This is a genomic window from Nevskia ramosa DSM 11499 (assembly GCF_000420645.1).
Lineage (GTDB): Bacteria > Pseudomonadota > Gammaproteobacteria > Nevskiales > Nevskiaceae > Nevskia > Nevskia ramosa.
In genome coordinates, this window is the sequence record NZ_ATVI01000007.1 from 274,112 (window position 1) to 300,571 (window position 26,460).

At 65.1% G+C, this 26,460-nt stretch carries 31 protein-coding genes; 18 read left to right on the forward strand and 13 right to left on the reverse strand.

What is annotated here, in order from left to right:
* Positions 1 to 17: 17 nt before the first annotated feature.
* Together G513_RS0112585 and dusA are read right to left on the reverse strand one after the other, a co-directional pair.
* Positions 18 to 740 carry a UDP-2,3-diacylglucosamine diphosphatase gene (locus G513_RS0112585; RefSeq protein WP_028475483.1) on the reverse strand — a complete coding sequence of 241 codons (723 nt, stop codon included), beginning with the start codon at positions 738 to 740 and terminating at the stop codon, positions 18 to 20.
* Entirely contained in the window at positions 737 to 1,792 is a 1,056-nt protein-coding gene (gene dusA, locus G513_RS0112590; protein ID WP_022977202.1) for a tRNA dihydrouridine(20/20a) synthase DusA, read from the reverse strand. Before dusA ends, G513_RS0112585 begins: the two co-directional genes overlap by 4 nt.
* 413 nt (positions 1,793 to 2,205) lie before the next feature.
* Between dusA and G513_RS22845 the strand changes: the two genes are divergently transcribed.
* The 3 genes from G513_RS22845 to G513_RS22850 all read left to right on the forward strand — a co-directional run bounded on the left by G513_RS22845 (position 2,206) and on the right by G513_RS22850 (position 3,623).
* Positions 2,206 to 2,496 carry a hypothetical protein gene (locus tag G513_RS22845; protein ID WP_156891639.1) on the forward strand — a complete coding sequence of 97 codons (291 nt, stop codon included), beginning with the start codon at positions 2,206 to 2,208 and terminating at the stop codon, positions 2,494 to 2,496.
* Positions 2,497 to 2,566: 70 nt separating this feature from the next.
* Positions 2,567 to 2,884, forward strand: a complete 318-nt coding sequence (locus tag G513_RS0112600) for an SCP2 sterol-binding domain-containing protein (RefSeq protein WP_022977204.1) — start codon at positions 2,567 to 2,569, stop codon at positions 2,882 to 2,884.
* Positions 2,877 to 3,623: a class I SAM-dependent methyltransferase gene (locus tag G513_RS22850; RefSeq protein ID WP_022977205.1), complete on the forward strand. Its 747-nt coding sequence runs from the start codon at positions 2,877 to 2,879 to the stop codon at positions 3,621 to 3,623. The genes G513_RS0112600 and G513_RS22850 overlap by 8 nt, the downstream gene beginning before the upstream one ends.
* Here the strand turns inward: G513_RS22850 and G513_RS0112610 are convergent.
* A complete protein-coding gene (locus tag G513_RS0112610; protein ID WP_022977206.1) occupies positions 3,620 to 4,060 on the reverse strand; it encodes a thioredoxin family protein in 441 nt (146 codons plus the stop codon). The two genes, G513_RS22850 and G513_RS0112610, sit on opposite strands and share 4 nt — an antisense overlap.
* Before the next feature lie 58 nt (positions 4,061 to 4,118).
* On the opposite strand from G513_RS0112610, the gene G513_RS0112615 reads away from it, so the two are divergent.
* Positions 4,119 to 4,622 (forward strand): SixA phosphatase family protein, encoded by a 504-nt coding sequence (locus tag G513_RS0112615; RefSeq protein WP_022977207.1) that lies wholly within the window; start codon positions 4,119 to 4,121, stop codon positions 4,620 to 4,622.
* Between the two features lie 45 nt (positions 4,623 to 4,667).
* On the opposite strand, the gene G513_RS22855 is transcribed toward G513_RS0112615, so the two are convergent.
* Both G513_RS22855 and G513_RS0112625 read right to left on the reverse strand, forming a co-directional pair.
* Positions 4,668 to 5,663, reverse strand: coding sequence for a universal stress protein (locus tag G513_RS22855; protein WP_084711512.1), 996 nt, complete (start codon positions 5,661 to 5,663; stop codon positions 4,668 to 4,670).
* 55 nt (positions 5,664 to 5,718) lie between these two features.
* Positions 5,719 to 6,627 (reverse strand): bestrophin family protein, encoded by a 909-nt coding sequence (locus G513_RS0112625; RefSeq protein WP_022977209.1) that lies wholly within the window; start codon positions 6,625 to 6,627, stop codon positions 5,719 to 5,721.
* A gap of 549 nt (positions 6,628 to 7,176) precedes the next feature.
* Here G513_RS0112625 and G513_RS0112630 point away from each other — a divergent pair.
* Together G513_RS0112630 and G513_RS0112635 are read left to right on the forward strand one after the other, a co-directional pair.
* Complete coding sequence (locus tag G513_RS0112630; RefSeq protein WP_245563110.1) at positions 7,177 to 8,520, forward strand: sensor histidine kinase; 1,344 nt, start codon at positions 7,177 to 7,179, stop codon at positions 8,518 to 8,520.
* A complete protein-coding gene (locus G513_RS0112635; RefSeq protein WP_022977211.1) occupies positions 8,513 to 9,148 on the forward strand; it encodes a LuxR C-terminal-related transcriptional regulator in 636 nt (211 codons plus the stop codon). Before G513_RS0112630 ends, G513_RS0112635 begins: the two co-directional genes overlap by 8 nt.
* On the opposite strand, the gene ppnP is transcribed toward G513_RS0112635, so the two are convergent.
* Positions 9,149 to 9,436, reverse strand: a complete 288-nt coding sequence (ppnP, locus tag G513_RS0112640) for a pyrimidine/purine nucleoside phosphorylase (RefSeq protein ID WP_022977212.1) — start codon at positions 9,434 to 9,436, stop codon at positions 9,149 to 9,151.
* A gap of 216 nt (positions 9,437 to 9,652) precedes the next feature.
* Here ppnP and G513_RS0112645 point away from each other — a divergent pair, with 216 nt between their 5' ends.
* Positions 9,653 to 10,417 (forward strand): ParA family protein, encoded by a 765-nt coding sequence (locus G513_RS0112645; RefSeq protein WP_028475486.1) that lies wholly within the window; start codon positions 9,653 to 9,655, stop codon positions 10,415 to 10,417.
* Between the two features lie 18 nt (positions 10,418 to 10,435).
* On the opposite strand, the gene G513_RS0112650 is transcribed toward G513_RS0112645, so the two are convergent.
* The 3 genes from G513_RS0112650 to mtnA are packed head-to-tail and all read right to left on the reverse strand — an operon-like array spanning position 10,436 to position 12,875.
* Positions 10,436 to 11,296, reverse strand: coding sequence for an N-acetylmuramoyl-L-alanine amidase-like domain-containing protein (locus tag G513_RS0112650; protein WP_169560635.1), 861 nt, complete (start codon positions 11,294 to 11,296; stop codon positions 10,436 to 10,438).
* Positions 11,297 to 11,343: 47 nt separating this feature from the next.
* Positions 11,344 to 11,868: a gamma carbonic anhydrase family protein gene (locus tag G513_RS0112655; RefSeq protein WP_022977215.1), complete on the reverse strand. Its 525-nt coding sequence runs from the start codon at positions 11,866 to 11,868 to the stop codon at positions 11,344 to 11,346.
* Positions 11,865 to 12,875, reverse strand: a complete 1,011-nt coding sequence (gene mtnA, locus G513_RS0112660) for an S-methyl-5-thioribose-1-phosphate isomerase (RefSeq protein WP_022977216.1) — start codon at positions 12,873 to 12,875, stop codon at positions 11,865 to 11,867. The genes G513_RS0112655 and mtnA overlap by 4 nt, the downstream gene beginning before the upstream one ends.
* A 101-nt stretch (positions 12,876 to 12,976) precedes the next feature.
* Between mtnA and G513_RS0112665 the strand changes: the two genes are divergently transcribed.
* Positions 12,977 to 14,299 carry a TRZ/ATZ family hydrolase gene (locus G513_RS0112665; protein ID WP_022977217.1) on the forward strand — a complete coding sequence of 441 codons (1,323 nt, stop codon included), beginning with the start codon at positions 12,977 to 12,979 and terminating at the stop codon, positions 14,297 to 14,299.
* On the opposite strand, the gene G513_RS22860 is transcribed toward G513_RS0112665, so the two are convergent.
* Genes G513_RS22860 through G513_RS0112680 form a run of 3 tightly spaced genes read right to left on the reverse strand, consistent with a single transcriptional unit; the run spans position 14,283 to position 16,489 of the window.
* Complete coding sequence (locus tag G513_RS22860) at positions 14,283 to 14,669, reverse strand: MazG nucleotide pyrophosphohydrolase domain-containing protein (RefSeq protein ID WP_022977218.1); 387 nt, start codon at positions 14,667 to 14,669, stop codon at positions 14,283 to 14,285. The two genes, G513_RS0112665 and G513_RS22860, sit on opposite strands and share 17 nt — an antisense overlap.
* The gene (locus tag G513_RS22865; protein ID WP_022977219.1) at positions 14,666 to 15,289 is read right to left on the reverse strand and encodes a CoA pyrophosphatase; all 624 of its coding nucleotides are present in this window, start codon (positions 15,287 to 15,289) and stop codon (positions 14,666 to 14,668) included. The genes G513_RS22860 and G513_RS22865 overlap by 4 nt, the downstream gene beginning before the upstream one ends.
* Positions 15,290 to 16,489, reverse strand: a complete 1,200-nt coding sequence (locus G513_RS0112680; protein ID WP_022977220.1) for an O-succinylhomoserine sulfhydrylase — start codon at positions 16,487 to 16,489, stop codon at positions 15,290 to 15,292.
* Positions 16,490 to 16,655: 166 nt separating this feature from the next.
* Here G513_RS0112680 and G513_RS0112685 point away from each other — a divergent pair, with 166 nt between their 5' ends.
* From G513_RS0112685 to G513_RS0112725, 9 genes are all read left to right on the forward strand, one after another.
* Positions 16,656 to 17,279 carry a TetR/AcrR family transcriptional regulator gene (locus tag G513_RS0112685; protein WP_022977221.1) on the forward strand — a complete coding sequence of 208 codons (624 nt, stop codon included), beginning with the start codon at positions 16,656 to 16,658 and terminating at the stop codon, positions 17,277 to 17,279.
* Between the two features lie 96 nt (positions 17,280 to 17,375).
* Positions 17,376 to 18,200, forward strand: coding sequence for a TIGR00266 family protein (locus G513_RS0112690; protein WP_022977222.1), 825 nt, complete (start codon positions 17,376 to 17,378; stop codon positions 18,198 to 18,200).
* Between the two features lie 76 nt (positions 18,201 to 18,276).
* Positions 18,277 to 19,284: a hypothetical protein gene (locus G513_RS22870; RefSeq protein ID WP_245563111.1), complete on the forward strand. Its 1,008-nt coding sequence runs from the start codon at positions 18,277 to 18,279 to the stop codon at positions 19,282 to 19,284.
* Between the two features lie 180 nt (positions 19,285 to 19,464).
* Positions 19,465 to 20,883, forward strand: coding sequence for a short-chain fatty acid transporter (locus G513_RS22875; protein WP_022977224.1), 1,419 nt, complete (start codon positions 19,465 to 19,467; stop codon positions 20,881 to 20,883).
* The gene (locus tag G513_RS0112705) at positions 20,880 to 22,166 is read left to right on the forward strand and encodes an MFS transporter (protein ID WP_022977225.1); all 1,287 of its coding nucleotides are present in this window, start codon (positions 20,880 to 20,882) and stop codon (positions 22,164 to 22,166) included. Before G513_RS22875 ends, G513_RS0112705 begins: the two co-directional genes overlap by 4 nt.
* Positions 22,167 to 22,272: 106 nt before the next feature.
* Positions 22,273 to 22,821: a glycine zipper 2TM domain-containing protein gene (locus tag G513_RS0112710; RefSeq protein ID WP_022977226.1), complete on the forward strand. Its 549-nt coding sequence runs from the start codon at positions 22,273 to 22,275 to the stop codon at positions 22,819 to 22,821.
* A 35-nt stretch (positions 22,822 to 22,856) separates the two neighbouring features.
* Positions 22,857 to 23,141 carry a hypothetical protein gene (locus G513_RS0112715; protein WP_022977227.1) on the forward strand — a complete coding sequence of 95 codons (285 nt, stop codon included), beginning with the start codon at positions 22,857 to 22,859 and terminating at the stop codon, positions 23,139 to 23,141.
* A gap of 37 nt (positions 23,142 to 23,178) precedes the next feature.
* A complete protein-coding gene (locus G513_RS0112720; protein ID WP_022977228.1) occupies positions 23,179 to 23,856 on the forward strand; it encodes a response regulator transcription factor in 678 nt (225 codons plus the stop codon).
* A gap of 16 nt (positions 23,857 to 23,872) precedes the next feature.
* Positions 23,873 to 25,225 carry an ATP-binding protein gene (locus tag G513_RS0112725; protein ID WP_022977229.1) on the forward strand — a complete coding sequence of 451 codons (1,353 nt, stop codon included), beginning with the start codon at positions 23,873 to 23,875 and terminating at the stop codon, positions 25,223 to 25,225.
* Here G513_RS0112725 and G513_RS22880 read toward each other — a convergent pair.
* A complete protein-coding gene (locus G513_RS22880; protein WP_022977230.1) occupies positions 25,222 to 25,956 on the reverse strand; it encodes an LOG family protein in 735 nt (244 codons plus the stop codon). The genes G513_RS0112725 and G513_RS22880 overlap by 4 nt on opposite strands.
* 107 nt (positions 25,957 to 26,063) lie before the next feature.
* Here G513_RS22880 and G513_RS0112735 point away from each other — a divergent pair, with 107 nt between their 5' ends.
* A complete protein-coding gene (locus G513_RS0112735) occupies positions 26,064 to 26,459 on the forward strand; it encodes a hypothetical protein (protein ID WP_022977231.1) in 396 nt (131 codons plus the stop codon).
* Position 26,460 lies beyond the last annotated feature (1 nt).

A 26,460-nucleotide genomic window follows, 5' to 3' on the forward strand; every position in this document is an offset into this window, starting at 1 on the left:
CGTCCGGGCCGCCGCAATCAGCCGGGCACGGTCTTGCGAATCAGGCCGGCGTCGTCAATCTGCAGGTACTCGCAAAGCTCCGGCCGCCAGTCCGCCAGCACCAGGCGTTCGACTTGGCGACCGTCGATATCCAGCACATGCACGGTGGGCCGATGGGTGTGGCCGTGGATGATCCGGGCCACGCCATGCTCGGCGAAGGCGTTGCGGATCGCATCAGCATTGACGTCGAGAATCGCCGCCGGCTTGTTGCGCGTGCCATCACCCCGCGCCTGGCCCGCGACTTTCTGACGCCAGGCGCGCGGCAGACGGCGGTAGACGAACTGGGCCACCGGGTTGCGCGAGAAACGGCGCCAGCGCTGATACGGGAGATCGTCTGTGCACCAGATGTCGCCATGGCTCAGCAGGGTCGGCTCGCCGGCCAGCTTGACGATGATCGGATCGGCCAGCAGTTCGAGCCCGGCCGCTTTCGCGAACGCGGCGCCGAGCATGAAATCGCGATTGCCATGCTGGTAGCAAACCCGGACGCCGCTATCGCGCAGCGCGCGCAGTGCCTGGGCTTCCGGACGGTAATCGGCCAGACCTTCGGCATCGCCGATCCAGACCTCGAACAGATCACCGAGGATGTAGACCGCTTCTGCCTTGCGAGCCGGACCGGCAAGAAAGCTTAGAAAGCGTTCGCGGAGTGGCGACGGCGTGTTCGGCAGGTGCAGGTCCGACAACAGCAAAGTCGAACGACTCACGCGGCCGCGCGATTTCCGACGTTGGCTGCGGCCCGTTCCACTTCGGCAAGCGCCGCTTCGATGGTGTCCCAATCCGGTTCGCGGCTGGCGTCATGCTCGCTGAGCACGCGCCGGAACTGCTTGCCACCCGGCTGGTTGCGATAAAGGCCGAGCATGTGCCGGGTGATATGCGGCAGGCTGTTGCCGGCTTCCAGTTCGGCGTGGATGTAGTCGTACATCGCATCGACCACTTCGACTCGGGTCGGCGCCGGCCGAGTGTCGCCAAACAGCTTCGAATCGACTTCGGCAAGCCGGTACGGATTTTCGTAAACCTCGCGGCCGAGCATCACGCCATCCACCTGCTTCAGATGGGCGAGGCATTCATCCATCGTGTGGATGCCGCCATTGATGACGATGGTCAGCGATGGGAATTCCTGCTTCAGACGGTAGACCGTGTCGTAACGCAGCGGCGGAATCTCGCGGTTTTCCTTCGGGCTCAGGCCGCTCAGCCAAGCCTTGCGGGCGTGTACGATGAAGGTCGTACAGCCGATTTCGGCGATCGGCTCGATGAAATCGCGCAGGAAGGTGTAGTCCTCGCTGTAGTCGACACCGATGCGGCACTTCACCGTCACCGGAAGGCCGCTGGCCTTCTTCATCGCCAGCACACCGGCGGCGACCTGCTTCGGGCCCATCATCAGGCAGGCGCCGAAACCGCCGTCCTGCACACGATCGGACGGGCAGCCGCAGTTCAGATTCAGTTCGTCGTAACCGTATTCCGCGCCCAGTTCGGCGGCATTGGCGAGCAAAGGCACATCGCTGCCGCCGATCTGCAGAGCAACCGGATGCTCGGCCTTGTCGAAGCGCAGATGGCGCGGCACGTCGCCGTGGCGCAGCGCGCCAGTGGTGACCATCTCGGTGTACATCCGGGTGTGACGGGTCAACTGGCGATGGAAGAACCGGCAGTGCCGATCCGTCCAATCCATCATCGGCGCCACGCAGAAACGCCATGGGTTGTGCGAGCCGGCGGGGCTTGCGGATTCCGTCGTCGGGGCGGCGGCGCTGGACAGGTCCATCCTGATTCCTTGTAGGTCGCGGCGCAGCCTTGGCTTGCCGGATTGGAAGCCGGACGCCTGGTGGAGCGTTCCGGGTGCTGCAGTGTCTCGGATCGTTTGAACCGCTAGCTTGGCTGTGAGGCCAGATTCGCCGTGAAAGTTCCGGAAAAACAGGTAAAAACCGGGACTAATCAAGCACAAGGATAAAGACTTAGGCCCCTCGCCGTACACCGGGTGCCGGTGAAGGCCTGAGCGCTGCGGCACATTTGGCTGCAAATGGCGCGCCAGCTAGCCGTTTGCTTTCAGGATTCCGGGGGTCGCTCGCGGCGACGGCATCGCTCGTAGAATCCCGCCATTCCGAGCCCGAACCGAATGACCGAAGCCCTCCTCCTGCTGTCGCCTCGCGAGCCCGCGAACGCCGAGCCAAACCCGCGATGACCGGAACGAGTGATTACTCCGGCTGGCTTTCGATGCGTGAACTCGACGAAGCGGCTGGCCTGCCGAAGGGTTCGGCGTTCCGCGCATTCAAGGCGCTGGCCGGCGATCTGGCTGAGGGGATCGACTACGTGGTGCTCGATCACCGTACGACAGAAGGCCTTGCGGCAAGCATGACCGTGCAGGGACGGCTGTATCGCAGCTCGATCGCACCGGTGCTGCTGTCGGCAACGACGGCCGCGCGGGTCCAGTCGATGATGATGACGCCGCCCGGCCCGGACGTTCGGTAATTATGTTTACAGTTGTTTACATCACGGCAGCGGCCCGAGTAGGATGCGGCTCCCTTTAAGGAGCACCCCCATGAGCGCCATCGACTTCCTGAAGAAACTCCCCGCCGCGTTTGATGCCAGCGCCGCCGCCGGCACCGATGCCGTCGTCCAGTTCGCGATCTCGTCGCCGGCCTACCTGACCATCAAGGGCGGCAGCTGCTCGCTCGACCAGGGCACGGCCGCCAACGCCGATGTCACCCTGACGATGGACGACGACGATCTCGTCTCGCTGCTGAAGGGCGACCTGAACGGCATGACCGCGTTCATGACCGGCAAGCTGCAGCTCGACGGCGACATGATGCTGGCGCAGCGCATGACAAGCTTCTTCGACGCCTCGAAGCTTGGCTGATCGGCCGCCGCCGAGCACGAAGACCCCGGACCGCGAGGCCCGGGGTCCTTTTTTTGAGCGGGCTTTTGCGCTCGAAACACAAGTCGAACGCGGCAACGAGTATCTGTGCCTGCGCGCCTTGCATCGCCCGCAATACGGCGCGATCCACGCCGACTGGCTGACCGCCGATGTCAGCCGCCGCATCGGCGCCGGCCGCAAGCAGGCACTTGGCAAGGCGATCGGCCTGCACAAGCCGCGCAAGCCGGAAGACGGCCTGCTGCATGTGCTCGATGCCACCGCCGGCCTGGGCCGCGATGCCTATCTGATGGCCGCACTCGGCGCTCGCGTGACGCTGGTCGAACGCAATCCGACAGTCTGCGCGCTGCTCCGCGACGCCCTCGCCCGCGTGCTCGCCACGTCGGCGACGCAGGCGATCGGCGAACGCATCGCGATCATCGAAGCCGATGCTTGCGCGTTCATGGCGCTGGCGGAGAATCGCGCGGCGTTCGACGTCGTCCATCTCGATCCGATGTACCCGGACGATGGCAAGGCGGCGCTGCCGTCGAAGGAAATGCAGATCCTGCGTGATCTCACCGGTGGCGATGCCGATGCCGACGAACTGCTGGCGCCGGCACTGCTGGCCGCGCGTCATCGAGTGGTGGTCAAGCGGCCGTCGAAGGCGCCGCCACTGGCCGGGGTCGAACCTTCGTTGCGATTCGAAGGCACGCAACTCCGCTTCGATGTCTATCTGCGTAATTAATGCTTCAGGGCAGCGGCAAACGCGGCGGGATCAAAAGTGATCGGCAGCTTGCGCAGCAAGGCGCCATCGCCGTCGAGCACCAGCAGGCTCGGAAAGCTGCTGACGTCGTATTTGGCCATGAAGGCCGGCGCTTCGGCGGATTCATAGTCGATGCCGCTGAGCACATAGCCGGCGTTGATCGCAGCCTTGACGGCGGGATCGCTGAACACCTCGGTGTGCAGGCGGCGGCAGGTCGGGCACCAGATCGCGGAGAAATCAGCCAGCACCGGTTTGCCCGCAGCCTTGGCTTGAACCAGCGCTGCCGCCAGCGGTCGAAACTGCAGTTCAGTCGCCGCCATCGCTGCCATGCCGCGACGGGTCTGGACTTCGACATAGCCGAAGTACAGCGCCACCGGCACCAGTGCATACGCTCCGTAACGCAGCCATTTGCGATTCATCTGCAGCCTCACTCCTGTTTCCGAAAGCGGTCATCCGCTTCCGGTACTCTCCGCGCCCATGAAACGCCTGATCCTGATCCGCCACGCCAAATCGAGCTGGGATTATCCGATGCTCGCCGATTTCGATCGCCCGCTGAATCCTCGCGGCCGACGTGACGCGCCGATCATGGCGCTGCGGCTGCAAGGCCTGCTGACACCTCCGTTCCGGATGATTGCCAGCCCTGCCGTCCGGGCGCTGACCACGGCCCAGTTGTTCGCTGAAACCTTCGAGCTGCCGGAAGCGCAGATCAGCATCGAGAAACGCATCTACGACGCCACACCGGGCACCTTGCTGCACCTGATCAACACGCTGGACGAGGCCGATGATCAGGTGCTGATGTTCGGCCACAATCCGGGCTTCACCGATGTCGCCCGCCTGCTCGTCGACGGCCCGCTGCCGTTCATCGAACTGCCGACTTGCGGTGTCGTCATCCTCGGCTTCGAGGAGGAGCGCTGGCAGGACATCGTACCCGGCAGCGCCCAGGTGCTGGCCTTCCACTACGCCAAGGAAGGCCAGCAGTAGAACGCCGGCAAGCGCCCAGCGGGCGTCTTGCCGATAGCACCGAATTCACGCAGGGACGAAATCCGACGACCAGTCAGCCGCCAGCCATGAGCGGCGTGGTTGAGCAATCTCGCGGCGCGCCACGATGAGCCCTGGCTGAATCGGCTTCTTCTCCAGCGGCAACCGAGCATTCGGCGGCGGCAGCAGATCGTTCTCTTGCTTGAAGCGCGGCGGCACGCAGATCAGCAGGCAGGGGCTCTCACGCAGTGCCGAGGTGAACGAGGAGAGCAGCAGGCGCTTGCGCACTGCCGTATCGCGATCGACCACCAGGGTCTGGGCCCGGCTCTGCCGCAGCAGCTTCGCCAAGGTGCGCTGGGTCTGGCCGGTGCCGATCTGGACCCGAACTCGCACATCGTCGCCCACGCGAGCGGCGATATCTTCGAGACGCTGGATCGCGGCAGGCTCGGCCAGCGGGCGCTCGGAGTACAGCGCTTCCAGCATCAGACCTTCGCTGACCTCGGGCAACACGAACAGCAGATGCAGTTCGGCGTCGCGCTGACGTGCCAGGGACGCGGCTTCACGCACGTGGTCCAGACGCGTTTCGTCGCCGGTGATCCAGCAGGCGACGCGGCCGCCGGTTTTCGGCAGTTCGGGCACCGCGTAAGTGTCCGGCAGCATGGTCAGCATCGGTGTGGTGACGTGGCGCAGCACCTCGGTGCGCAAGGAACTGTGAAACGGGCGCGGCAGATAGGTGCGCACGCTGGGCGGCATCACCAGCATCGACTCCGGATGCTGGCTGCAGAACTCGGCGATGCCGGCTGCCGTGGAGCCGCTGAGCAGTTGCCGATCGCTGTGCGGATAGTGAGCGGACTCGGCAAAGAACGAATCCAGCGAGCGTGATGCCTGCGCTTGCGCGCCGCGGCCATGGACGTGCAGCAAGGTTAGCTTGGCCTGCAGCGAATCGACCCATTGCGCCACCATCGGAATGGCGGCGTGGCAGGCCTCGGAAAAATTGGTGGCGAAGATCAGATGCGGATTCGCGGTCTGGGACATGGGGGACATGGCAGCTCCTGGGCAGACTTGATGGGGGGATTGAGGGGATGGGAAAGAGGCGGCGTCAGTAGACGAAGCCGTCGATGGCGCGGACTTCGGGCAGCGCCTTGCGCTGGTCGAGCATTTCGCGGAGCGTCAGTTCGATACCGCGTGACAGCGCGGTCATCGGCGTGTCGTTGACGGTGTTTTCAAACGGATCTTCGATCGCGCCGCTGGCGGTATCGATGGCGATCAAGGTGAAGCTGATCAGGGCCGAGGCGACCGGCGTGAAGATGCCCAGACCGGACACCAGCGCCAGCGGCACCAGCCAGCAATAAGCGTCGACCAGCACCCGCGGCAGCGAACTGAACTGGCGCGGCAGCGGCGTGTTCTTGATCCGCTCGCAGGAGCCCTGGATGTTGGCCAGCGTGGTCAGACTGGTGTCGAGCGAGCTCCAGCGCAGGCTGTCGAGCATGCCCAGCTCACGCGCCTGCTGAAGCTGCTCGGCCATGCGCAGGGTCAACGCATTGGGAACGTTGCCGTAGCCGCGCAACGCATCGGTCTGCGCACGGCCGAGCACGCCGGCCAGTTCGGGAAACGGATTCTGCTTGCGCAGATGGCAGCGCAAGGCATGAACGAAGGCGATCTGATGCACGACGATGTCGTTGCGCAAGTCAACCTGCTGCGGGTTGGAGTCATCGACATCGAGCGCGGTCAGCACCTGACGGGACAGCGCCCGCGAGGTATTGACCAGCTGGCCCCAGAGCTGGCGCGCTTCCCACCAGCGGCCGTAAGCCGCGTTGGCGCGAAAGGCCAGGAAGATGGTCAGCGCCGAACCGAGCGTGCCGAGCGGCAGCGCATCGAGCGACAGCCAGTGCCAGTCGCCGAACACGTACAGTGCCGCCACTGCGCAGTCGAAGGCCACCAACACCAGCAGGCGCTTGTAGGTTCGCGGCCAGAGCCGCTGAAGAGGAATGCTGTCTCGAAGAATCATGGGTGCACCCGAAGAAATCGTGGTGCCATTACAGGCCGAGGCGGCTCGCCTGTCTGCTATCGAAACGGCATCCGTTGTCCGCTCTGAATCGGCCGGAAGATGCAGCGGAGCTATCTTTCGATAGGTTTCGGAACCTCGTGATTCAAAGCCGATCTGAGCTTGAATCCACTAGGGTCTGTTGCCATTGCTTTGGTCTCTACGGCGGAGGTCGTTTTTGCCCAGTGCAACGAACAAGGAGCGGGCAATGGCCGACCCATTGGCGCGACGAGTAAGGCAGCAATGGGCCCAGTAAACTTTATTGGCGATCCCGCCCAGAAGGGTTGCGGCCAAAAAGCCGCCGGGACTTCGTTGCGAACCTTGACCATAGTTGGCTATGGCCTGCGGTTCGCGCCTCGCCCGGCGGCTTTTTGACCGGCAACGCAGCGACCAAAGTAATGTCAACAGACCCTATCCAAGAGTCATCGCATGGAGCGTTTGAGATTGCCGTTCGAAATACGCGGCCAGGTGGTGAAACTGGGCTACGCCGCGACCCTTTGGATAGCAGCGGCCATGCTTGCAGGCTTGGTCATGGCCGAATGGTATTCGCGCCTCGGTGTATCGCTGGGCTTGCTCTACATCCTGCCGGTGGTGCTGGCGGCCACGGTGCTGAGCCGCCGCCATATCGTCATGGCCGCGGTCGCCTGCGCCGGGCTGCGTGGCTTGTTCGTGATGAACGAGCAGATGGTCGAACAATCACTGCGCTTCTTCATGGCGACCATCGCCTACGCCGGCTGCGGCCTGCTGGTGGCCGAGATCAGTCGCACGCGGCGCATGGTCTTCGGCCATTACGCGCGCCTGCGTGCCGAGCAGCATCTGCGCCGCCGTGCCGAACGCCAGCTGCGGCTGCTGGCCGAGAGCAGCCCGGCGGCGATCCTCACCGTGGCCAGCGACGGCCGCATCGTCGCCGCCAACCGTGCCGCGCACGAAATGCTCGATCTGGAGCCGGGCCAATCGCTGATCGGCGAAGCGGTGCGCGGCTATCTGCCGGTACTGCATGACGCGTTGTCGGTCAGTGCCAACATCGATGGCATGCGCACCTCGACCTCGACCTGGGGCCAGCGCGCCGACGGTAGTTCGTTTCCGACGACGATCTGGTTCTCGGTCTACGGCCAGCGTGAAACGCGGCATCTGGCGGCGATCGTGGTCGACGTTTCCGATGAAGTGCGCGAACGCGAATACGCCCACTTCCAGGATCTGAACAAGTACAACCGGCTGCTGGCCGGCGCGGTGTCGCACGAGATCCGCAACCTGTGTTCGGCGGCCAGCGTGGTCAGCTCCAACCTGTCCCGCCATCCGGCGATGCAGGACGATCCCGACCTCGCTGCCCTGCGCAGTCTGGTCCAGGCGTTGCTGGAACTGGCGTCATTCGATCTGCGCCGCCAGGCCCATCCTTCAGTCAGCGAAACCAGCCTGCAGGCCCTGCTGACCGAGCTGGAAGTGATCATCGCGCCGGACTGGGCCGATATCGAGGGCGAAGTGCACATCGCGGTGCCGCCGGATTTCCCGCCGGTACGCGCCGACCGCCACGCCCTGCTGCAGGTGCTGCTGAACCTGGCGCAGAACGCCTTGCGCGCGGTGTCCGATCAGAGCCATCGCCTGCTGCAGCTCAGCGCCCATATCGACGACGGCCGCGCCGTGCTTCGGGTGCTCGATTCCGGTCCCGGCCTCGCGCAGCCGGAGCATCTGTTCCAGCCGTTCCGCTCGGGCGCCAACGGCTCCGGACTGGGGCTCTACATCTCGCGCGCGCTGATGACCCATCAGGATGGCCAGCTTCGCCATGTACCGGGCGACAGCGGTTGCTGCTTCGAACTGCTGTTGCCGCTGGCGCCAGTCAACGAGGCCGCTCATGGTTGAGGCGTCCGCACCGATCCGGCTCTACCTGCTCGACGATCACATGCTGTTCCGCGAAGGCCTGTTGCGCCTGCTGGATGCCGATCCGCGCTTTGTCGTGGTCGGTCAATCCGGCCTGCTCGAACCGGCGCTGGCCGAGATCGCGCAGCAGCGGCCGGACGTGGTGATCGTCGACTACGATCTCGGCGAGCACACGGCGCTGGATTTCATGCGCCGCCGCCCGCCCGGCGCCGGTGCCGCGCTGCTGGTCACCGCCGGCCTGCCCGAACGTGACGCGCTGGAATTGATCCGGCTTGGCTTGTCGGGCATCTGCCGCAAGGAGGTGTCACCGGACGAGCTGAAGGCCAGCATTCACGCCGTGGCCCTCGGCCAGGTGCTGATCGAGCAGCGCTATCTGCAGTCGATCGTCGCCGCCAGCGCCGCACCGGATCGGGTCAGCTTCACCGAGCGCGAGCGCGCCGTGCTGCGCGGCCTGCTTCAGGGGCATTCCAACAAGCAGATCGCCCGTCAGCTGGCCAGCTCCGAAAGCGCCATCAAGGCCACTTTCCAGCAGCTGTTCAACAAGCTGGACGTGCGCTCGCGCAGCCAGCTGGTGATGGTGGTGATCCAGAGCTACGGCGATCTGATCTGATCAGGCCGCGAAGTACTCGCACAGATAAGCGGCCGGGCCGCCGACGGCGCGGACATCGAAGCCCGAATTGGCACCGACTTCGAAGTAGGTGCCGGCCGGAAAATTGGCCCAGTCGGCACCCGGCAGCTTGGCCTGCAGCAGGCCGCTGACCACGGTCATCCGCTCGGCCGCTTCGGTACCGAAGTGGTATTCGCCCGGGGCGATGACGCCAACCGAGCCGCGCAGGCCGTTGCGCTGGTAACCGACGCTCTGCACGGCGCCTTCGAAGTAGCTGTTGTGCTTCAGCATGCTGCAATCCCCTGCTCGGTTGATGTGATCGATGATTTCCGCACCGGCCAGCGATGCCGGGCATTGCCGGCCGGTGGGCGCGCATCCTGACGGCAGTCGCCAGCCTCATGCAAGCAGCCTCGCCGCTCGCTTGCTGCAACGCGGCAAAAACTTGCGAATCTGGCGATAATCGGGCCACGCACTTGCGCTGCTTCCACGCTTTCGAGGCCTTCGATGATCCGTCGTGTCGTGTTCAACCAGAAAGGCGGCGTCGGCAAGACGACCATCGTCTGCAATCTCGCCGCGATCGCCGCCTCGCGCGGCCTGCGCACGCTGGTGATCGATCTCGATACCCAGGGCAATTCGACGCAGTACCTGCTCGGCCCGCTGGCCCAGACTGCCGATCGCTCGATCGCCGATTTCTTCGAAGCGACGCTGAGCTTTTCGATCCAGTCGCCGCCGTTCGTGACTTACGCGACCAACTCGCCGTTCGAGAATCTCGACGTGGTGGCCGCCAGTACCCGGCTCGACGATCTGCAGGTGAAGCTCGAAGCCAAGCAGAAGGTGCAGAAGCTCAACCAAGCGCTGGACAAGCTGAAAGGCTACGACGCGGTGTTCATCGACACGCCGCCAGCGCTGAACTTCTACAGCCGCTCGGCGCTGATCGCGGCGGACCGCGTGTTGATCCCGTTCGACTGCGACGAGTTCTCGCGCCAGGCGCTGTACACGCTGATCGACAACATCCACGAACTGCGCGCCGACCACAACGAAGATCTGAGCATCGAAGGCATCATCGTCAATCAGTTCCAGAGTCGCGCCAAGCTGCCGCAGCGCGTGGTCGCCGAACTGAGGGCCGAGGGCCAGCCGCTGCTCGATGCCAGCCTGTCGTCATCGGTGCGCGTCAAGGAATCGCACGAGCTGCACAAGCCGATGATCCATCTCGACCCGACGCATCGCGTGACCCAGGAATACATCGCGCTGTTCGATTCGCTGGGCCGCTGAGCCCAGCCTTCAAAACGCTCAGCGACGCGGATCGCGCGGCCGGAACACACGCACGCCGCGCTGCTGGCGAAGGCTGCTGGCGTAGCGCAGCAGATCCGGCGACACCACGACCGCGCCGTTGCGCTGCGAAGCCTGGGCCAGTTCGAGACGGCCATTCGGGCGGGCGACTATCAGGCCGACATGGATCACGTCGAGGCCCGGCACATCGGCCACCCAGGCAATGATGTCGCCGGGCTGAAGGCCATCGGCGATCTTTGCCAGGCTGGTGGCGCGGATGTACGGCGTGCCGTCATCGCGATCCGACAAACTCTTTTCCTGCGCGAGCACGCAGGCCAGACGCTCCGGCGCACCGATCAGCGCGGCAGTCTTGTTGGCATTGCGGCTCAGGTAGTCGAAGCCGTGGGTCAGACGGATGGTCGCCAGATTGGCGGCATCGCCGGCGATGCTGGTGGTGACTTCGTCGAGCACCCCGGCATTGGCCTGCAGCTCGGCCCAGTCGCTGAAGTAATGCTGGCGCGCGCAGAAGCCGGGCTCGCCATTGCGATAACGCAGCCTGCTCAGCTCGTCGGCATAGCCGGCAGCGGTCGGCTTGTCTTGCGCGATGGTCCTTGCCAGAGCCAGCACGGTTTCGACATAGGTGACGCAGTCGAAGCCATCGAAGCCAGCGCGCAGCGGCTCACTCGTTCCTTTCGCATCACGGTCCAGCGGCGCCGATTCGTAGCGCGCACCAACCAGCTTCGGATGGGTCGCGGTAGCTTGCAGTAGCGCCGTCCAGCGTGTGCTGCCAGCCGTTGGCGCGAGGTCGGCAACGATTGCATCGAAGCTCGCCTGATCGGCACTGGACAGCGGCGCATCAGCCGACGCTGCGCCGCTGATCAAGCTCAGAGCGAACGCCAGAACCTGCAGAACTGATCGAAACCCAGCCATCAGCGCACGAACGGCTTCAGGTGATCGCGATAGCGGCGCGCGTTCTGCACGTAGTGCGTGGCGCCGTGACGCATGCGGCCGTACTCGGCCGGTGACAGCTCGCGCTTGACCACCGCCGGGCTGCCGAGGATCAGCACGTTGTCCGGGTAAGTCTTGCCTTCCGGCACCACGCTGCCGGCGCCGACGATCGAGTTCCTGCCGATCACCGCACCGTTCAGCACGATGCTCTGGATGCCGATCAGCGTGCCTTCGCCGATCGTGCAGCCGTGCAGCATCACCTGATGGCCGATCGTGCAGTCGCGGCCGATGGTCAGCTTGAAGCCGGTGTCGGTATGCAGCACCGAGCCGTCCTGCACGTTGCTGTTCTCGCCGATGGTGATCAGATCGTTGTCGCCGCGGACCACGCAGTTGAACCAGACGCTGCTGCCGGCCTCCATCACCACCGAACCGATGACCACGGCGTTGTCGGCGATCCAGGCGCTCTCCGCCAGTTGCGGAACGCGGTTTTCGAGCTGGTAGATCATCCGAGCATGGCTCCGATGGCCGCCGTCGTCGGCGGCGTCACCACGCCACGCTCGCACACGACCGCGTCGATCAGGCTGGCCGGCGTCACGTCGAACACCGGGTTGAAAGCCTGCATGCCGGTCGGTGCGATCTGCGAGCCCTTGAACTCGGTCAGCTCCCTGGCGGTGCGTTCCTCGATCGGGATGCCGCTGCCATCGGCCATGCTCAGGTCGAAGGTGCCGCTCGGCGCCACCACCATGAACTTGGCGCCGTAATGCCGGGCGACGACGGCGAGCATGTGGGTGCCGATCTTGTTCGCGGTGTCGCCGTTGGCGGCGATGCGATCGGCGCCGACGATCACCCAGTCGATCTTGGTCGTCGACATCAGATGGGCGACGGCGCCATCGGCGATGAGCTTGCCAGGAATGCCTTCGCGCATCAGCTCCCAGGCGGTCAGCCGTGCGCCCTGCAGCCAAGGGCGGGTTTCGGTGTTGTAGACCTGCGTGATGCGGCCTTGTGCCCAGGCCGTACGGATCACGCCGAGCGCGGTGCCGTGGCCGCCGGTGGCCAGCGCGCCGGTGTTGCAGTGGGTCAACACCTTCGAGCCGGGCGCGATCAGCGCCGCACCGAACTCGGCCATCTTCAGGTTCTGGGCCAAGTCTTCCTCGAAGATCGCGACCGCTTCGGCTTCCAACTCATCGGCATTGAATGAAGCCGCCCAGATCGCGCGCATGCGGCGCAGCGCCCAGTGCAGGTTGATGGCGGTCGGCCGCGATTCGGCCAGCACCTTTTCGGCGGCATCGAACAGGGTCGGGTCGGCGCGGACCGCGAGCACCAGCCCGAAGGCTGCGGCGATACCGATCGCCGGTGCGCCGCGGACCACCATCTCGTGGATCGCAGTCGCAGTGTCCTCGGCGTTGCGGCAGTCGATGTAGCGCTCTTCGAGCGGCAGCAGGCGCTGGTCGAGCAGGCGCAACACGCCGTCCTGCCACTGGATGGCCTGGACGGTATTGGATTTATCGCTCATGCGGATCGATCGGAATTGCGGGACCGGCATTCTATCGTCCGAGCAGACACGCGCCCTGCCCGACCTGCGAAACTGGGCTATCCCATTCATCACCCAACTCCATGCAACCGATCGATCTGCTGGTATTCCCGAAGTGGCTGGTGACCATCGAACCCGAAGGCCAGGCGCTGGAGGACCATGCGATGGCCGTGGACGGCGGCCGCATCCTGGAAATCCTGCCGGCCGATTTCGCGCGCCAGACCTATGCGCCGCGCGACACCCTGGTGCTCGCGGATCATGCGGTGATGCCCGGTCTGGTCAACGGTCACACCCATTCGGCGATGACCCTGCTGCGCGGCATCGCCGACGATCTGCCGCTGATGGATTGGCTCAACAACCACATCTGGCCGGCCGAAGGCGCGCATGTGTCGCGCGCGTTCTGCGTCGACGGCGTGCGGCTGGCCGCGGCCGAGATGATTCGCGGCGGCACGACCTGTTTCAACGACATGTATTTCTTCCCGGACGCCACCGCCGAAGTCGCGGCGCAGACCGGCATGCGGGCAGTGATCGGCCTGCTGCTGATCGACTTCCCGACCACCTGGGCCGCGAATGCCGACGAGTACATCCGCAAGGGGCTCGACGTCTACGAGAACGACATCCGCCTGCAGCCGCTGCTCAGCGCCGCGTTCGCGCCGCATGCGCCATATACGGTGTCCGACGCGCCGCTGCTGCGGATCCGCGAACTGGCCACCGAGATGGGTCTGCCGATCCACATGCACGTCCACGAGACCGCCGATGAAGTGAACGGCGCGGTCGCCGCCGATGGTCGCCGGCCCTGGGAGCGGCTGAAGTCGCTGGACCTGCTTGGCCCGGATTTCATCGCCGTGCACATGACCCAGTTGACCGACGACGAGATCGCCGACTGCGGCCGGCTCGGCGTCAACATCGCCCATTGCCCGGAATCGAACCTGAAGCTGGCCAGCGGCATCGCGCCGATCGCCAGGCTGATCGCCGCCGGAGCCAACGTGATGGTCGGCACTGATGGCCCGTCCAGCAACAACGATCTCGACCTTCTTGCCGAGATGCGCACAGCCTCGCTGCTGGCCAAGGGCACGTCCGGCGACCCCCGCGCGGTGCCAGCGGCGCAGGCGCTGAAGCTGGCCACGCTCAATGGCGCGAAGGCCCTGGGCCTGGATGCCGACATCGGCAGCCTGGTGGCCGGCAAGTCCGCCGATTTCATCGCCATCGATCTCAATCATCCATCGACGACGCCGGTCTACGACGTGATCTCGATCCTTGCCTACGCAGTGGGCCGCGATCAGGTCACCGATGTCTACGTCGCCGGCCGCGCGCTGATGCGTGATCGCCGGCTGCTGACGCTCGATGAACCGGCGGTGCTGGCGAAAGCGGCCGAGTGGCGAGAGAAGATCAGGCCCCGGACTTAGCTTTCTCGATCCGCTTGGCGTCCTGCCAGCGCGCTTCCATCTGCACGATGCGCTGCGGATCGCCGAGCGGCGGCAGGCTGTCGAGCTGGGCGGCAACGTGGCCGTAGCGGCGACGGAACTTGGCGTTCGCAGCCGTGAGTGCGGCAACCGGATCAAGCTGCAGATGACGAGCGATGTTGGCGATCATGAACAGCAGATCGCCGAGTTCTTCCTGACGATGCGCCGCATTGTCTGCCTCGCGCAGTTCCGCGATTTCCTCGGCCAGCTTGTCCCAGAGACCTTGCGGATCGTCCCAGTCGAAACCCTGTGCGGCGGCATCAGCCTGCAGCTGCAGGGCGTCGGCGAATGGCTCGGCTTTCGGCTCGCTCATCCGTGGCCGAACTGCTCGCGCAGGTTCCACAGGATGCCGGCGGTCGCACCCCAGATCGCGTGCTCGCCGAACTTCAGTTCGAGGAACGGCATGGTCACGCCGATGCGGGTCATTTCCTTGCGCTCGAAGCGGTTGTCGCCGGTGATCCAGTCCAACGGCAGCTCGAAGGCTTCAGCGACCTCGCCCGGTTCCGGCGCGGCGACGAAATCGGCCTCGATGTAGCCGACCACCGGGGTGATCCGATAGCCGGTGATCGTCGGGTAATCGTCGAGGTAGCCGATCACCTGCACCGATGACGGCGGCAGGCCCACTTCCTCATGCGCTTCGCGCAGCGCCGCCGCGGCAAGGCTGACATCGCCGGCATCGCGACGGCCGCCGGGGAAACTGATCTGGCCCTTGTGCTGGCGCAGATGATCGGCGCGCTTGGTCAGCAGCACGGTGTGGCCGTGCGGGCGGCGGATGATCGGCACCAGCACCGCCGCCGGCTTGAGCAGCGCGACGGCGCTTTCGCTGAGCAGGTAATCGAGCTTCAGCGGCAGATCGAGACGCGCGACCGGCCGCTGCACCTCGTTGCTGCCGGCCAGCCGGGCCCGGAGTTTTTCGACGGCCGCCGCCTGCATCTAAAGGCCGCCGGACAAATCGTTGATGATGTCCTCGACATTCTCGAGCCCCACCGCGACCCGCACCAGGCCTTCGGTGATGCCCGCCAGCTTGCGGGCTTCCGCGGAGATGCGGCCGTGGGTGGTGGTCGCCGGATGGGTGATCGTGGTCCGGGTGTCACCGAGATTGGCGGTGATCGACAGCATCTGCACCGAATCGATGACCTTCCAGGCGGCTTCACGGCCACCCTCGACCTCGAACGAGACGATGCCGCCGAAGCCGGTGATGCCGCCCGGACTTAACCGCAGATGCTGACGCTTGGCCAGTTCGTGATGCGGATGGCTGGCGAGGCCGGGATGGAACACCCGGCGGATGCCCTTCTGGGCTTCCAGCCACTGCGCCAATGCCAGTGCCGATTCGCAGTGCGCGCGCATCCGCAGGCCCAGGGTCTCCAGGCCTTTCAGGAATACCCAGGCGTTGAACGGACTCATGCTCGGCCCGGCGGTGCGCATGAAGCCGAACACCTCCTTGCCGACCCGCTGGGCATCGCCGACCACCGCGCCACCCATGCAGCGGCCCTGGCCATCGAGATACTTGGTCGCCGAGTGGACGACCAGATCGGCACCGAGCTTCAGCGGCTGCTGCAGCACCGGCGACAGGAAGCAGTTGTCGACGCAGAGAATCGCACCGGCACCGTGGGCGATGTCGGCCAGCGCACGAATATCGGCGATCTCGGTCAGCGGGTTGTTCGGCGTCTCGACGAAGAACAGCTTGGTCGACGGACGCAGTGCCGCGCCCCAGGCGTTCAGATCACTGGGATCGACGAACGTGGTGTCGATGCCGAACTTGCCGAGCACGTTGTTGAACAGATTGATCGTGGCGCCGAACAGAGTCCGCGAGGCGATGATGTGATCACCGGCTTTCAGCAGCGCCATGCACATCGACAGGATCGCCGACATGCCGCTGGCCGTCGCCACGCAGGCGTCGCCGCCCTCCATCGCCGCCAGCCGTTCCTCGAACGCATGCACGGTGGGATTGGTGAAGCGCGAATAGACGTTGCCCTTCTTCTCGCCGGCAAACACCGCCGCCGCTTCGGCCGCGCTGGTGTAGACGAACGAAGAGGTCAGATGAAGCGCCGCCGAGTGCTCCATCTCCCCGGTACGCGGCTCGGCCGCGCGGATGCCGAGCGTCGAAGGGCCCCACTTGGTGAAATCGTTCATGCCGATGCGGTGATGCCGAGGAAACTGGCGGATTGGCCAGCACGCAAGTTTACCGCCGAATGATCTGCCTCGATCCTATTCAGCGGCTGATCGGCGGCCAATCAGGCTCGTGCTGCAGCAATGTCATTCATTGTTGATAATTGCCCGACGTTTCTCAGCTCAGCCCATGGCCCGCAAACCTGCACACGAACAGTTCGACACGCTGAAAGCAATCCAGGATTGCGCTTTCGACCTGTTCGGCCGCTATGGCTACGACGGTGTGTCGATCGGCGATATCTCGACCGCGGCCAAGCTTTCGAAAGGTGCGTTGTACTGGCATTACACGAGCAAGGAAGCGCTTTATCTGGCCTGCCTGCGCCGGCTGCACGCCCTGTTCGACAGCTACATTTTCGACGTGATGCGCGCCGAGGCCGATCCGGTGGCGGGCGTGCTGGCGCTGTTCAACGGCATCAGCCGATTGCTTCAGGACCCGCTGGTGCGCAATGGCATCGCCGGCTACTGGCTGATCCCTGACAGCCCCGATACCGCCGAACTCGCTGCCGGTCAGCGGGCTTTCGAGGCACGGTCGGTAGAGGTTATCCGCAGCGTGCTGGCGCGCGGCGTCGAACTGGGCCATTTCGATTTCGGCGACGATCTCGACGACATGTCGCGGGCGATCATCTCGATCGTCGAAGCCGTGGTGCTGCCGCTGCGCCATGCGACGCCGGAAGAGGTCCGCCGCACGCTCGGGGTGCTGGCCCGCACGCTGTTCCGTGCCTACGACAAGCGCGGCCTGCTGCCGCAGTTCTGAGGCAGCAATCCCGGGCGGGCGTCATCGCCACGCCGCGGGCTTGCGGCACAATCTGTCCAGCACACTTTTTCCACCCAGCCCCGAGGAGCAAGACCCATGGCCATGGATGTGATCGATTACAAGCTGTACGGCGAAGACATGCAGTTCGTCGAGATCGAACTGGACCCGAACGAAGCGGCGATCGGCGAGGCCGGCGCGATGATGTTCATGGAAGACGGCATCGTCATGGACACCATCTTCGGTGACGGCTCGCAGGCCAACAAAGGCTTCTGGGGTTCGCTGGCCGGCGCCGGCAAGCGCCTGGTGACCGGTGAAAGTCTGTTCACCACGGTGTTCGCCAATCAGGGCATGGGCAAGAAGAAGGTTGCCTTCGCGGCGCCCTACCCCGGCACCATCGTGCCGGTGCATCTGCCGGACGTCGGCGGCACGCTGATCTGCCAGAAGGATTCCTTCCTCTGCGCTGCGAAAGGTGTCTCGATCGGCATCGCCTTCCAGAAGCGGCTCGGTGTCGGCCTGTTCGGCGGCGAGGGCTTCATCATGCAGCGGCTCGACGGTGACGGCCTGGCCTTCATCCATGCCGGCGGTACCTTGTACGAGCGCACCCTGGCGCCGGGCGAAACCCTGCGAGTCGATACCGGCTGCATCGTCGCCATGCAGCCGAGCGTCAATTTCGACATCCAGTACGTCGGCAAGCTGAAGTCGGCACTGTTCTCAGGTGAAGGGCTGTTCTACGCCCTGCTGCAGGGCCCGGGACGGATCTGGCTGCAGTCGCTGCCGCTGTCGCGGATGGCCAACCGCATCGTCATGGCTGCACCGGCGATGGGCGGCCGCTCGCGCGACGAGGGTTCGCTGCTCGGCGGCGTCGGGGGTGGCCTGGTCGGCGGCGGTCTGCTCGGTGGCTTGCTGGGCAGTGACGAGTAAGCTGAACCGCAAGCTGCAACGCGCGGTCTGAAGCGCAGCGCCGTCCCATCCTGATCCCCGTCCCCCTGGAGTCACCGTGAATCCACCTCGCTCGCACCTGCTGGTGCCGCTGCTTCCCAGCCGCCCGTTTCTGGCCATCGGCCTGGCGCTGTCCGGCCTGATCGGCTGCTCCTCGCCATCCGTGCAGGCCGAACCGGCAGCCGCCAGCTCCGGCCCGAACGCCGCCGCAACGGCCACTGCCAACGGCAGCGCCAACTGCAAGGCGATCGGCGATTTCTATTGGGAAGTGGGTGACGGCAAGGGCACGGTGGTTTCGGGCTCGGTCGGTGACGAATACGCACCGAACAAGTCGATCAAGATCGCCTCGGCGTCGAAGTTCGTCTGGGGCGCCTACGTGCTCGAGAAGATCGGCAAGGACAAGCAGCCGGACGATCGCACCGTGCAGGCGCTGACCATGCGTTCCGGCCTGGTCAAGTTCAATCCGATTGCCTGTCTGCTGAGCCGCACGGCCGAGTCCTGCCTGACTTCGCGCAGCAATGGCGAACAGGATTCGTCGGCAGTCGGCAAGTTCTCGTACGGCGGTGGTCACGATCAGAAGCTGGCGATCGATCTCGGCCTGGGCGGTTACAGCGCCGCGCAGATGACCCAGGAAGTGCAGCGCTACCTCGGCGGCGATCTCGGCCTGGTCTACGACAAGCCACAGCCGGCCGGCGGCCTGGAAGGCACTCCGGCGGGTTATGCCGGCTTCCTGCGCAAGATCATCAACGGCCAGCTGCGGATGAAGGAATTCCTCGGCAAGGACGCCGTCTGCACCCTGCCTGGCAGCTGCCCAGGCGCGCTGACCAGCCCGGTCAAGGAAGCCTGGCACTACAGCCTGAACCACTGGGTGGAAGATGACCCGCGCACCGGCGACGGCAGTTTCTCGTCGCCCGGCCTGCTCGGTTTCTATCCCTGGATTTCCAAGGACAAGACCACCTACGGCATCGTCGCCCGCGAACAGCTGCGGGCCAATTCCTACTGGACCAGCGTCCAGTGCGGCCGTGACATCCGCAAGGCTTACTTCACAGGCAAGGCAGTTCAGTAAATAGCTACTGGCTGCGAACGACGCGCCGCTAACCCCGGCGCGTTTTTCGTTGAGCCACTGCTTGCGCCGCTATCATCGCGACGATCAACGAGGCGTCGCGATCGACGATGCCCGGCTAAGAGCTTGTTCGCGTTGGCGGACAAGCTCCCAAAGGGAGATGGCGTGAATCCAGGCAATCCGATGTCGCGACTGGCGCTGCGTTTCTGCGTCTGGTCGGAACGCTGGTTCCCGGATGCCTGGGTGTTCTCGGTCTCGGCGGTGCTGATCGTCTGCGTCGCCGCACTCGCGATCGGCGCCACGCCGGCAACAACGGTCAAGGCTTTCGGCGACGGTGCCTGGTCGCTGATCCCGTTCACGATGCAGGTCTGCTACGTGCTGATCGGCGGCCATGTGGTGGCGCTGTCGCCACCGGTTTCCCGGCTGATCGAGAAGCTCGCCGCGCAACCGAAGACCGGCCCCGGCGCGGTCGGCCTGGTGGCGATGACCTGCATGGCGCTGTCGCTGCTGCACTGGGCTTTGGGTTTCGTCGCCGCCGGCCTGCTGGTCCGGGCGCTGGCCAGGCGCAGCGAGCTGCCGATGGACTATCGCGCTGCCTCGGCGGCCGGCTATCTCGGCCTGGGCGCGGTCTGGGCTTTGGGCCTGTCGTCCACCGCCGCACAGTTCCAGGCCAATGCCGCGAGCATGAGCAAGGAACTGCTGGCGATCACCGGCGTCATCCCGTTCACGCAGACCATCTTCCTGTGGCAGTCGCTGCTGATGACCGTGGTCATCGTCGCGATGTCCTGGCTGATCGCCGTGCGCTCGGCACCGGCGCCGGCCCTGGCACAGACCGCCAGGCAGCTCGGCATCGATGTCTCGCTGCCGCAGCCAGCAGCGGCGCGCCAACTGCGGCCCGGCGAGCGGCCGGAGCACAGTCCCTGGCTGAACTGGGCGCTGGCGCTGCTCGGCCTTGCGTGGCTGTGGGGCGAGTTCGCCGCGCGTGGCTTCATCGCCGGCATCGCCAATCTGAACACCTACAACTTCCTGTTCCTGGTCATCGGCCTGCTGCTGCAGGGCACGCCGCGCCGCTTCCTCGATGCGGTGACCCACTCGGTGCCGTCGACGGCCGGGATCATGATCCAGTTCCCGCTGTACGCCGGCATCGCCATGGTGTTGACTGCCGCCAAAGCGCCGGACGGCGCGACCATCGCCAGCCATCTGTCGACCTTCTTCGCTGGTATCGCCACCCGGGAAAGCTTTCCGGCGGTGATCGGCCTGTACTCGGCGACGCTCGGCTTCTTCGTGCCTTCGGGCGGCGGCAAGTGGCTGATCGAAGCGCCATACGTGATGCAGGCGGCCAACGAGCTGAAGGTGCACCTGGGCTGGAGCGTGATGATCTACAACGCGGCGGAAGCGCTGCCGAATCTGATCAATCCGCTGTTCATGCTGCCGTTGCTCGGCATCGTCAAACTGAAAGTCCGCGACATCGTCGGCTACACCTTCCTGCAGTTCATCATCCATCTGCCGGTGGTGCTGTTGCTGCTATGGGCGCTGGGCCTGACCCTGGATTACCTGCCGCCCCAGTATCCGACAAACTTCCCTGAAGGACTCAAGCCATGAACGCAGTGCCGATGACGCCACGCGCCCGCTTCCGGGCGATCTTCAGCGGCTCGATCGGCAACCTCGTCGAGTATTACGACTGGTACGCGTATTCGGCGTTCGCGCTGTACTTCTCGAAAGCCTTCTTCCCGGGCAGCGATCCGACCGCCCAGTTGCTGAATACCGCTGGCATCTTCGCGCTCGGCTTCTTCATGCGGCCGCTCGGTGGCTGGCTGATGGGCAGCCTCGCCGACCGCAAGGGCCGCCGCGCGGCGATGCTGCTGTCGGTGCTGATGATGTGCGCCGGCTCGCTGACCATCGCGCTGACGCCGGGCTATGCGCAGATCGGCGTCGCCGCGCCGATCATCCTGGTCATCTGCCGGCTGGTGCAGGGACTGAGCCTTGGTGGCGAATACGGCATCTCGGCGACTTACCTCAGCGAAGTCGCCTCGAAGGAGCATCGCGGCTTCTGGTCGAGCTTCCAGTACGTGACCCTGATCCTCGGCCAGCTGACCGCGCTGGCGCTGCTGATCACACTGCAGCGCTGGCTGCTGACGCCGGCCGAACTGGACGCCTGGGGCTGGCGCATTCCATTCGTGATCGGTGGCCTGCTGGCCCTGGCGGCGCTGTGGCTGCGCCGCGGCCTGCATGAAACCGAAAGCTTCGCGAAACAGGCCGCGCCCGAACGCGCGCCGCTGCGTCGCCTGTTGCGGGAGCATCCACGTGAAGTACTGACCGTGGTCGGCCTGACCCTTGGCGGCACCTTGGCGTTCTACACCTACACGACCTACATGCAGAAGTTCCTGGTCAACACCGGCGGCTTCAGCAAGGACGACGCAACCCTGATCTCGGCGGCTGCGCTGACCGTCTACATGCTGCTGCAGCCAGTGTTCGGCGCGCTGTCAGACAAGGTCGGCCGCCGGCCGCTGCTGATCTTCTTCGGCATCGGCGGCAGTCTCGGTACCGTGCCGCTGCTCGGCGCGCTGGCCACGGCCGGCGACGCCTTCACTGCATTCGCGCTGATGCTGACCGGCCTGGTGATCGTCAGCGGCTATACGGCGGTCAACGCCATCGTCAAGGCGGAGCTGTTTCCGGTCGCCGTCCGCGCCCTCGGCGTTGGCCTGCCTTATGCATTGACGGTGTCGCTGTTCGGCGGCACGGCGGAGTACGTAGCGCTGTGGTTCAAGGGCATCGGCAGCGAGACCGGCTTCTACTGGTATGTCAGCGCGATGATCGCGGTTTCGCTCGCCGTCTATCTCCGTCTGCCGGAAACCCGCAACCGTTCGCGGCTCGATGCCGACTGAGACCCTGCGCGAGGCGGGAACAGTTCAGCCTCAATTCAGGAACGCTGCGTAGATTGACCCTCGCACCGTGCCGGAATCCGTCACGTCCATCCGAGGAACACCAGACATGAACACCAAGCTGACCGCGCTGTTGACTGCCATTGCCGTACTGGGTACTTCGACTGCCGCGCAGGCTGGCCGTCATGACGATGGCGTCGAGTACGCCGAGGTGGTCGATGCTCGTCCGATCTACCGTGATGTGCGCGTGACCGTGCCGCGTGAGGAATGCCGCGACGAACGAGTCGTCTATGACGATGGCTATCGCGGCGGCCGCAACAACGGCGGCGTTGGTGCGGTGCTCGGCGCGGTGGTCGGCGGCGTGGTCGGCAACCGTTTCGGCCAGGGCTCGGGCCGTGCGCTCGCCACCGCTGCCGGTGCCGTGGTCGGCGCCAGCGCCGGTGCCAGCATCGGCCGCAACAATGGTGGCGGCTATCGCGAGCCGAGCTATGGCTACGAGGAACGCTGCACCACGGTGCAGGATTCGCGCTACGAACAGCGTGTTGATGGCTATGACGTGCGTTATCGTTACCACGGTCGCATTTACGACACCCGTCTGCCATATGACCCGGGTGACCGTATCGCCGTCGAGGTCAACGTTCGCCCGGCGTCGTACTGATCGCTGACCGTCCCACTCCAGCCCGGAATCCATTGATGCGCGCCGCCCTCCTGATGATCGTGCTCGCTGCCGGAATGCTCGGCAGCGCGCCCGCGTCGGCGGATCGGCGCAATGGCTTGCGGCTCGATACGCCCTTCCTGGCGCCGGGCCGCGATAACCGGGACGAACAGCCGCGCGGTGGTCTGAGCCCGAACGAGGCCGCGCGCCAGGCGCAGAACCAGAATGGCGGCGGCCGCGTGCTCTCGGTGGAACCGAGCGGCAACGGCTATCGTGTGAAACTGCTGCGCGATGGCGAAGTCCGCGTCGTCTACGTTCAGTAGCACCCTCAACTTTCTTTCAGTCTGTTCGGAGCTGTCGATGCGTGCGCTCGTCGTCGAGGATGATCCCGCCCTGCGCGAGCAGGTTTGCCGCCACCTGAGCGACGAAGGCTATGCCGTCGATTCGGCTGCCGATGGCGAGCAGGGCCAGTACATGGCCGTCGAATATCCGCTCGATATCGCCATCATCGATCTCGGCCTGCCGAAGACGCCGGGCATCGCCATCATCAAGGCGGTGCGCAAGGCCGGCCGCAGCTATCCGATCCTGATCCTGACCGCCCGCGACGGCTGGCAGAGCAAGGTCGAAGGCCTTGAAGCCGGCGCTGACGATTACCTGGTCAAGCCTTTCCACAAGGAAGAGCTGCTGGCCCGCGCTCGGGCACTGGTCCGCCGCAGCGGCGGCTGGAGTTCGCCGCAACTGGAATCCGGCCCGATCATTCTGAATACCGCCTCGAAGACGGTGAGCCTCGGCGGCGCGGCGGTGGAAGTCACCGCCTACGAGTACCGGGTGCTCGAGTATCTGGTGATGCACGCCGGCGAAGTGGTGTCGAAATCGACCCTCACCGAGCACCTGTACAACGAGGACGAGGAACGCGATTCCAACGTCATCGAGGTGTTCATCCGCCGCCTGCGCACCAAGCTCGATCCGGACAACACCCTGAACCCGATCGCCACCCAGCGCGGCAGCGGTTACCGCTGGAACCTGCCGCGCGCGTGACGGCGGTCTGCCGGCGATGAAGTCGCTACGCACCCGCTTGCTGGTCGTTGCCACCCTGGTGCTGATGGGCTTCATGCTGCTCTGCGGCGCCGGTCTCGATCAGGCCTTCCGCGGCAGTGCGCTGCAGGCGCAGCGCGACAAGCAGCAGGGCATGATCTTCGCGCTGCTCGGCGCCGCCGATTCCAATGACCGCGATCAACTGACGATCAGCGTCGGCGCCCTGCCCGATCCACGCCTGACGCGCGTGCAATCCGGGCTTGAAGCGCTGATCTTCAACGCTTCCGGCAAGGTCATCTGGCGCAGTCCGAGCTTCGCCGGCAAGGTGCCGGAACTGCTGGCCCCGGATGTCGGCGCCAGCCTGTTCACCGAACTCGACGACCGCTTCGCCAGCACCTACGGCATCCGCTGGGTAAGCGACAACGGCGGCCTGCGCCTGTTCTCGGCCAAGCCGAAACCGCAGCGCTACACCGTCGCGGTGATGGAAGACAAGAACGACTACAACGTCCAGCTGCATGCCTTCCGCAACCTGCTGTGGATCTGGCTGGGCGGCGCCAGCTTCGCGCTGATCATCGTTCAGGTACTGGTGCTCGGCTGGGGCCTGTCGCCGCTGCGCAAGCTGGTGCGCGAACTACGCGGCGTCGAATCCGGCCAGCAGTCACGCATCGACGCGGTCTATCCAACCGAGCTGACGCCGCTCGCCGAAGGCCTGAACACGATGATCGCCGCCGAGCGCAATCAGCAGCAGCGCTACCGCAATGCGCTCGACGATCTCGCCCATTCGCTGAAGACGCCGCTGGCCGTTTTGCGTGGTCTGGTCGATGACCGGACCCTGGCGACCGATGCCCGCGACAAGCTGCGCGATCCGGTCGATCGCATGCAGGAAATCACCAATCACCAGCTGCGCAAGGCTGCCGCCGCCGGGCGCCGGACCCTCGCCGAACCGGTGGCGATCAAGCCGCTGGCCGACAAGATTGCCGGCGCATTGGCCAAGGTCTACGCAGCGAAGTCGCTGCGCTTCACGATCGATGTACCCGATTCCTTGCGCGTGCGCGCCGACGAGGGCGATCTCTACGAGCTGATCGGCAACCTGCTCGACAACGCCTCGAAGTTCGCCCGCACCGAAGTCCGCCTGACGGTGACGATCCAGCAGCGGATGCTGACCTTGCTGATCGACGACGATGGCCCCGGCTTCCCGGACGATGCCGACAAGCTGCTCAGTCGCGGCGTCCGTGCCGACAGCCTGACGCCAGGCCAGGGCATCGGCCTCGGTGCCGCGGCCGAGCTGGTCAAGCTTTACGACGGCAGCATCGCGCTCGGAAAGGCCGAAACGCTCGGCGGTGCGCGCGTGACGGTGACACTGTCGGTTTAGATCCGGCGTGGCCGCTTCGGCTGCGCGAGGCCGTTGACGATCGCATCGAAAGCTTCGTCCACGGTCTCTGCCATCACCAGCGAATCGACATCGGCGCGCGACACCAGACCGCGCTCGACCAGACGCTCGAAGTTCACCAGTCCGTCCCAGAACTCCTTGCCGAACAGCACCACCGGCATTGGCCGCGCCTTGCCGGTCTGGGTCAGGGTCAAGGCTTCGAACAGCTCGTCGAGCGTGCCGAAACCGCCCGGGAACACGACGAAGGCTTCCGCGACGTTCATGAACCAGAACTTGCGCATGAAGAAGTAGTGGAATTCGTAGGAGTGGTCATCCTTCACGAACGGATTGATGTGCTGCTCGAACGGCAGCGAGATGTTGAAGCCGATGTTCAGATTGCGATCGACCCGCGCGCCGCCTTCGTGGCCGGCCTCCATGATCCCGGGACCACCGCCGGTACACAGGAAGTAGCGCTCGTCGCCCTGATGATTGTCCGTGGTCCAGCGGGCGAAGCGCTCGGCGAGATCGGCGGCCAGGGCGTAGTAATCAGGCGTCGAACTCGCACCTGCCGCCGGTTGCAGACGCCGCGTGCGTGCCGAGCCGAACAGGATGATCGCCCGCTTGACGCCGGCGGCTTCAAGACGCTGCTTCGGCTCCAGGTACTCGCAGAGCATGCGCACGCCGCGCGCTTCGTCGCTCAGCAGGAATTCCTGATTCTTGTAGGCCTTGGTCATTTTTGTAGCGATACCTTTTTGTGTTCGGGTCGGTGGCCTGCAACGATAGCGGAAAGTCGCTTTATGACGATGCCTCGCCGTTACCGCGACACTGATACGAGACCTCGATGCAGGATGCGTTCGGGCCCGTTTTGCGCCACACCCTGCGAACGCTGGTCGCCGTGCTGCTGCCGGTGGCGACCAGCACTGCCCTTGACCTGCATCCACCCACGGAATCGACCGGCCCAGCGGTTCCGCTGCCGGAAGTCACCGTGCACGGCAAGCTCAATGCCTTCGAGGAATCGGACCGCAAACTTCGCCAGCTGATGGAAGGCGGCCCCTGTCTGGGTTGCGACAACACCGTACCGCCACCACCACCGTCGCTCGTCAAGAAGGTGCTCGACACTGCGGTCTACCTGATCACGCCCCAGCAGAATCAGCCGGTCGATAACGACGCCCGAGTCGAGACCGAAATGGAGCGCGCCGAGTTCGAGAAGCGTCTGCCGACCAATCGGAATCCCTGAG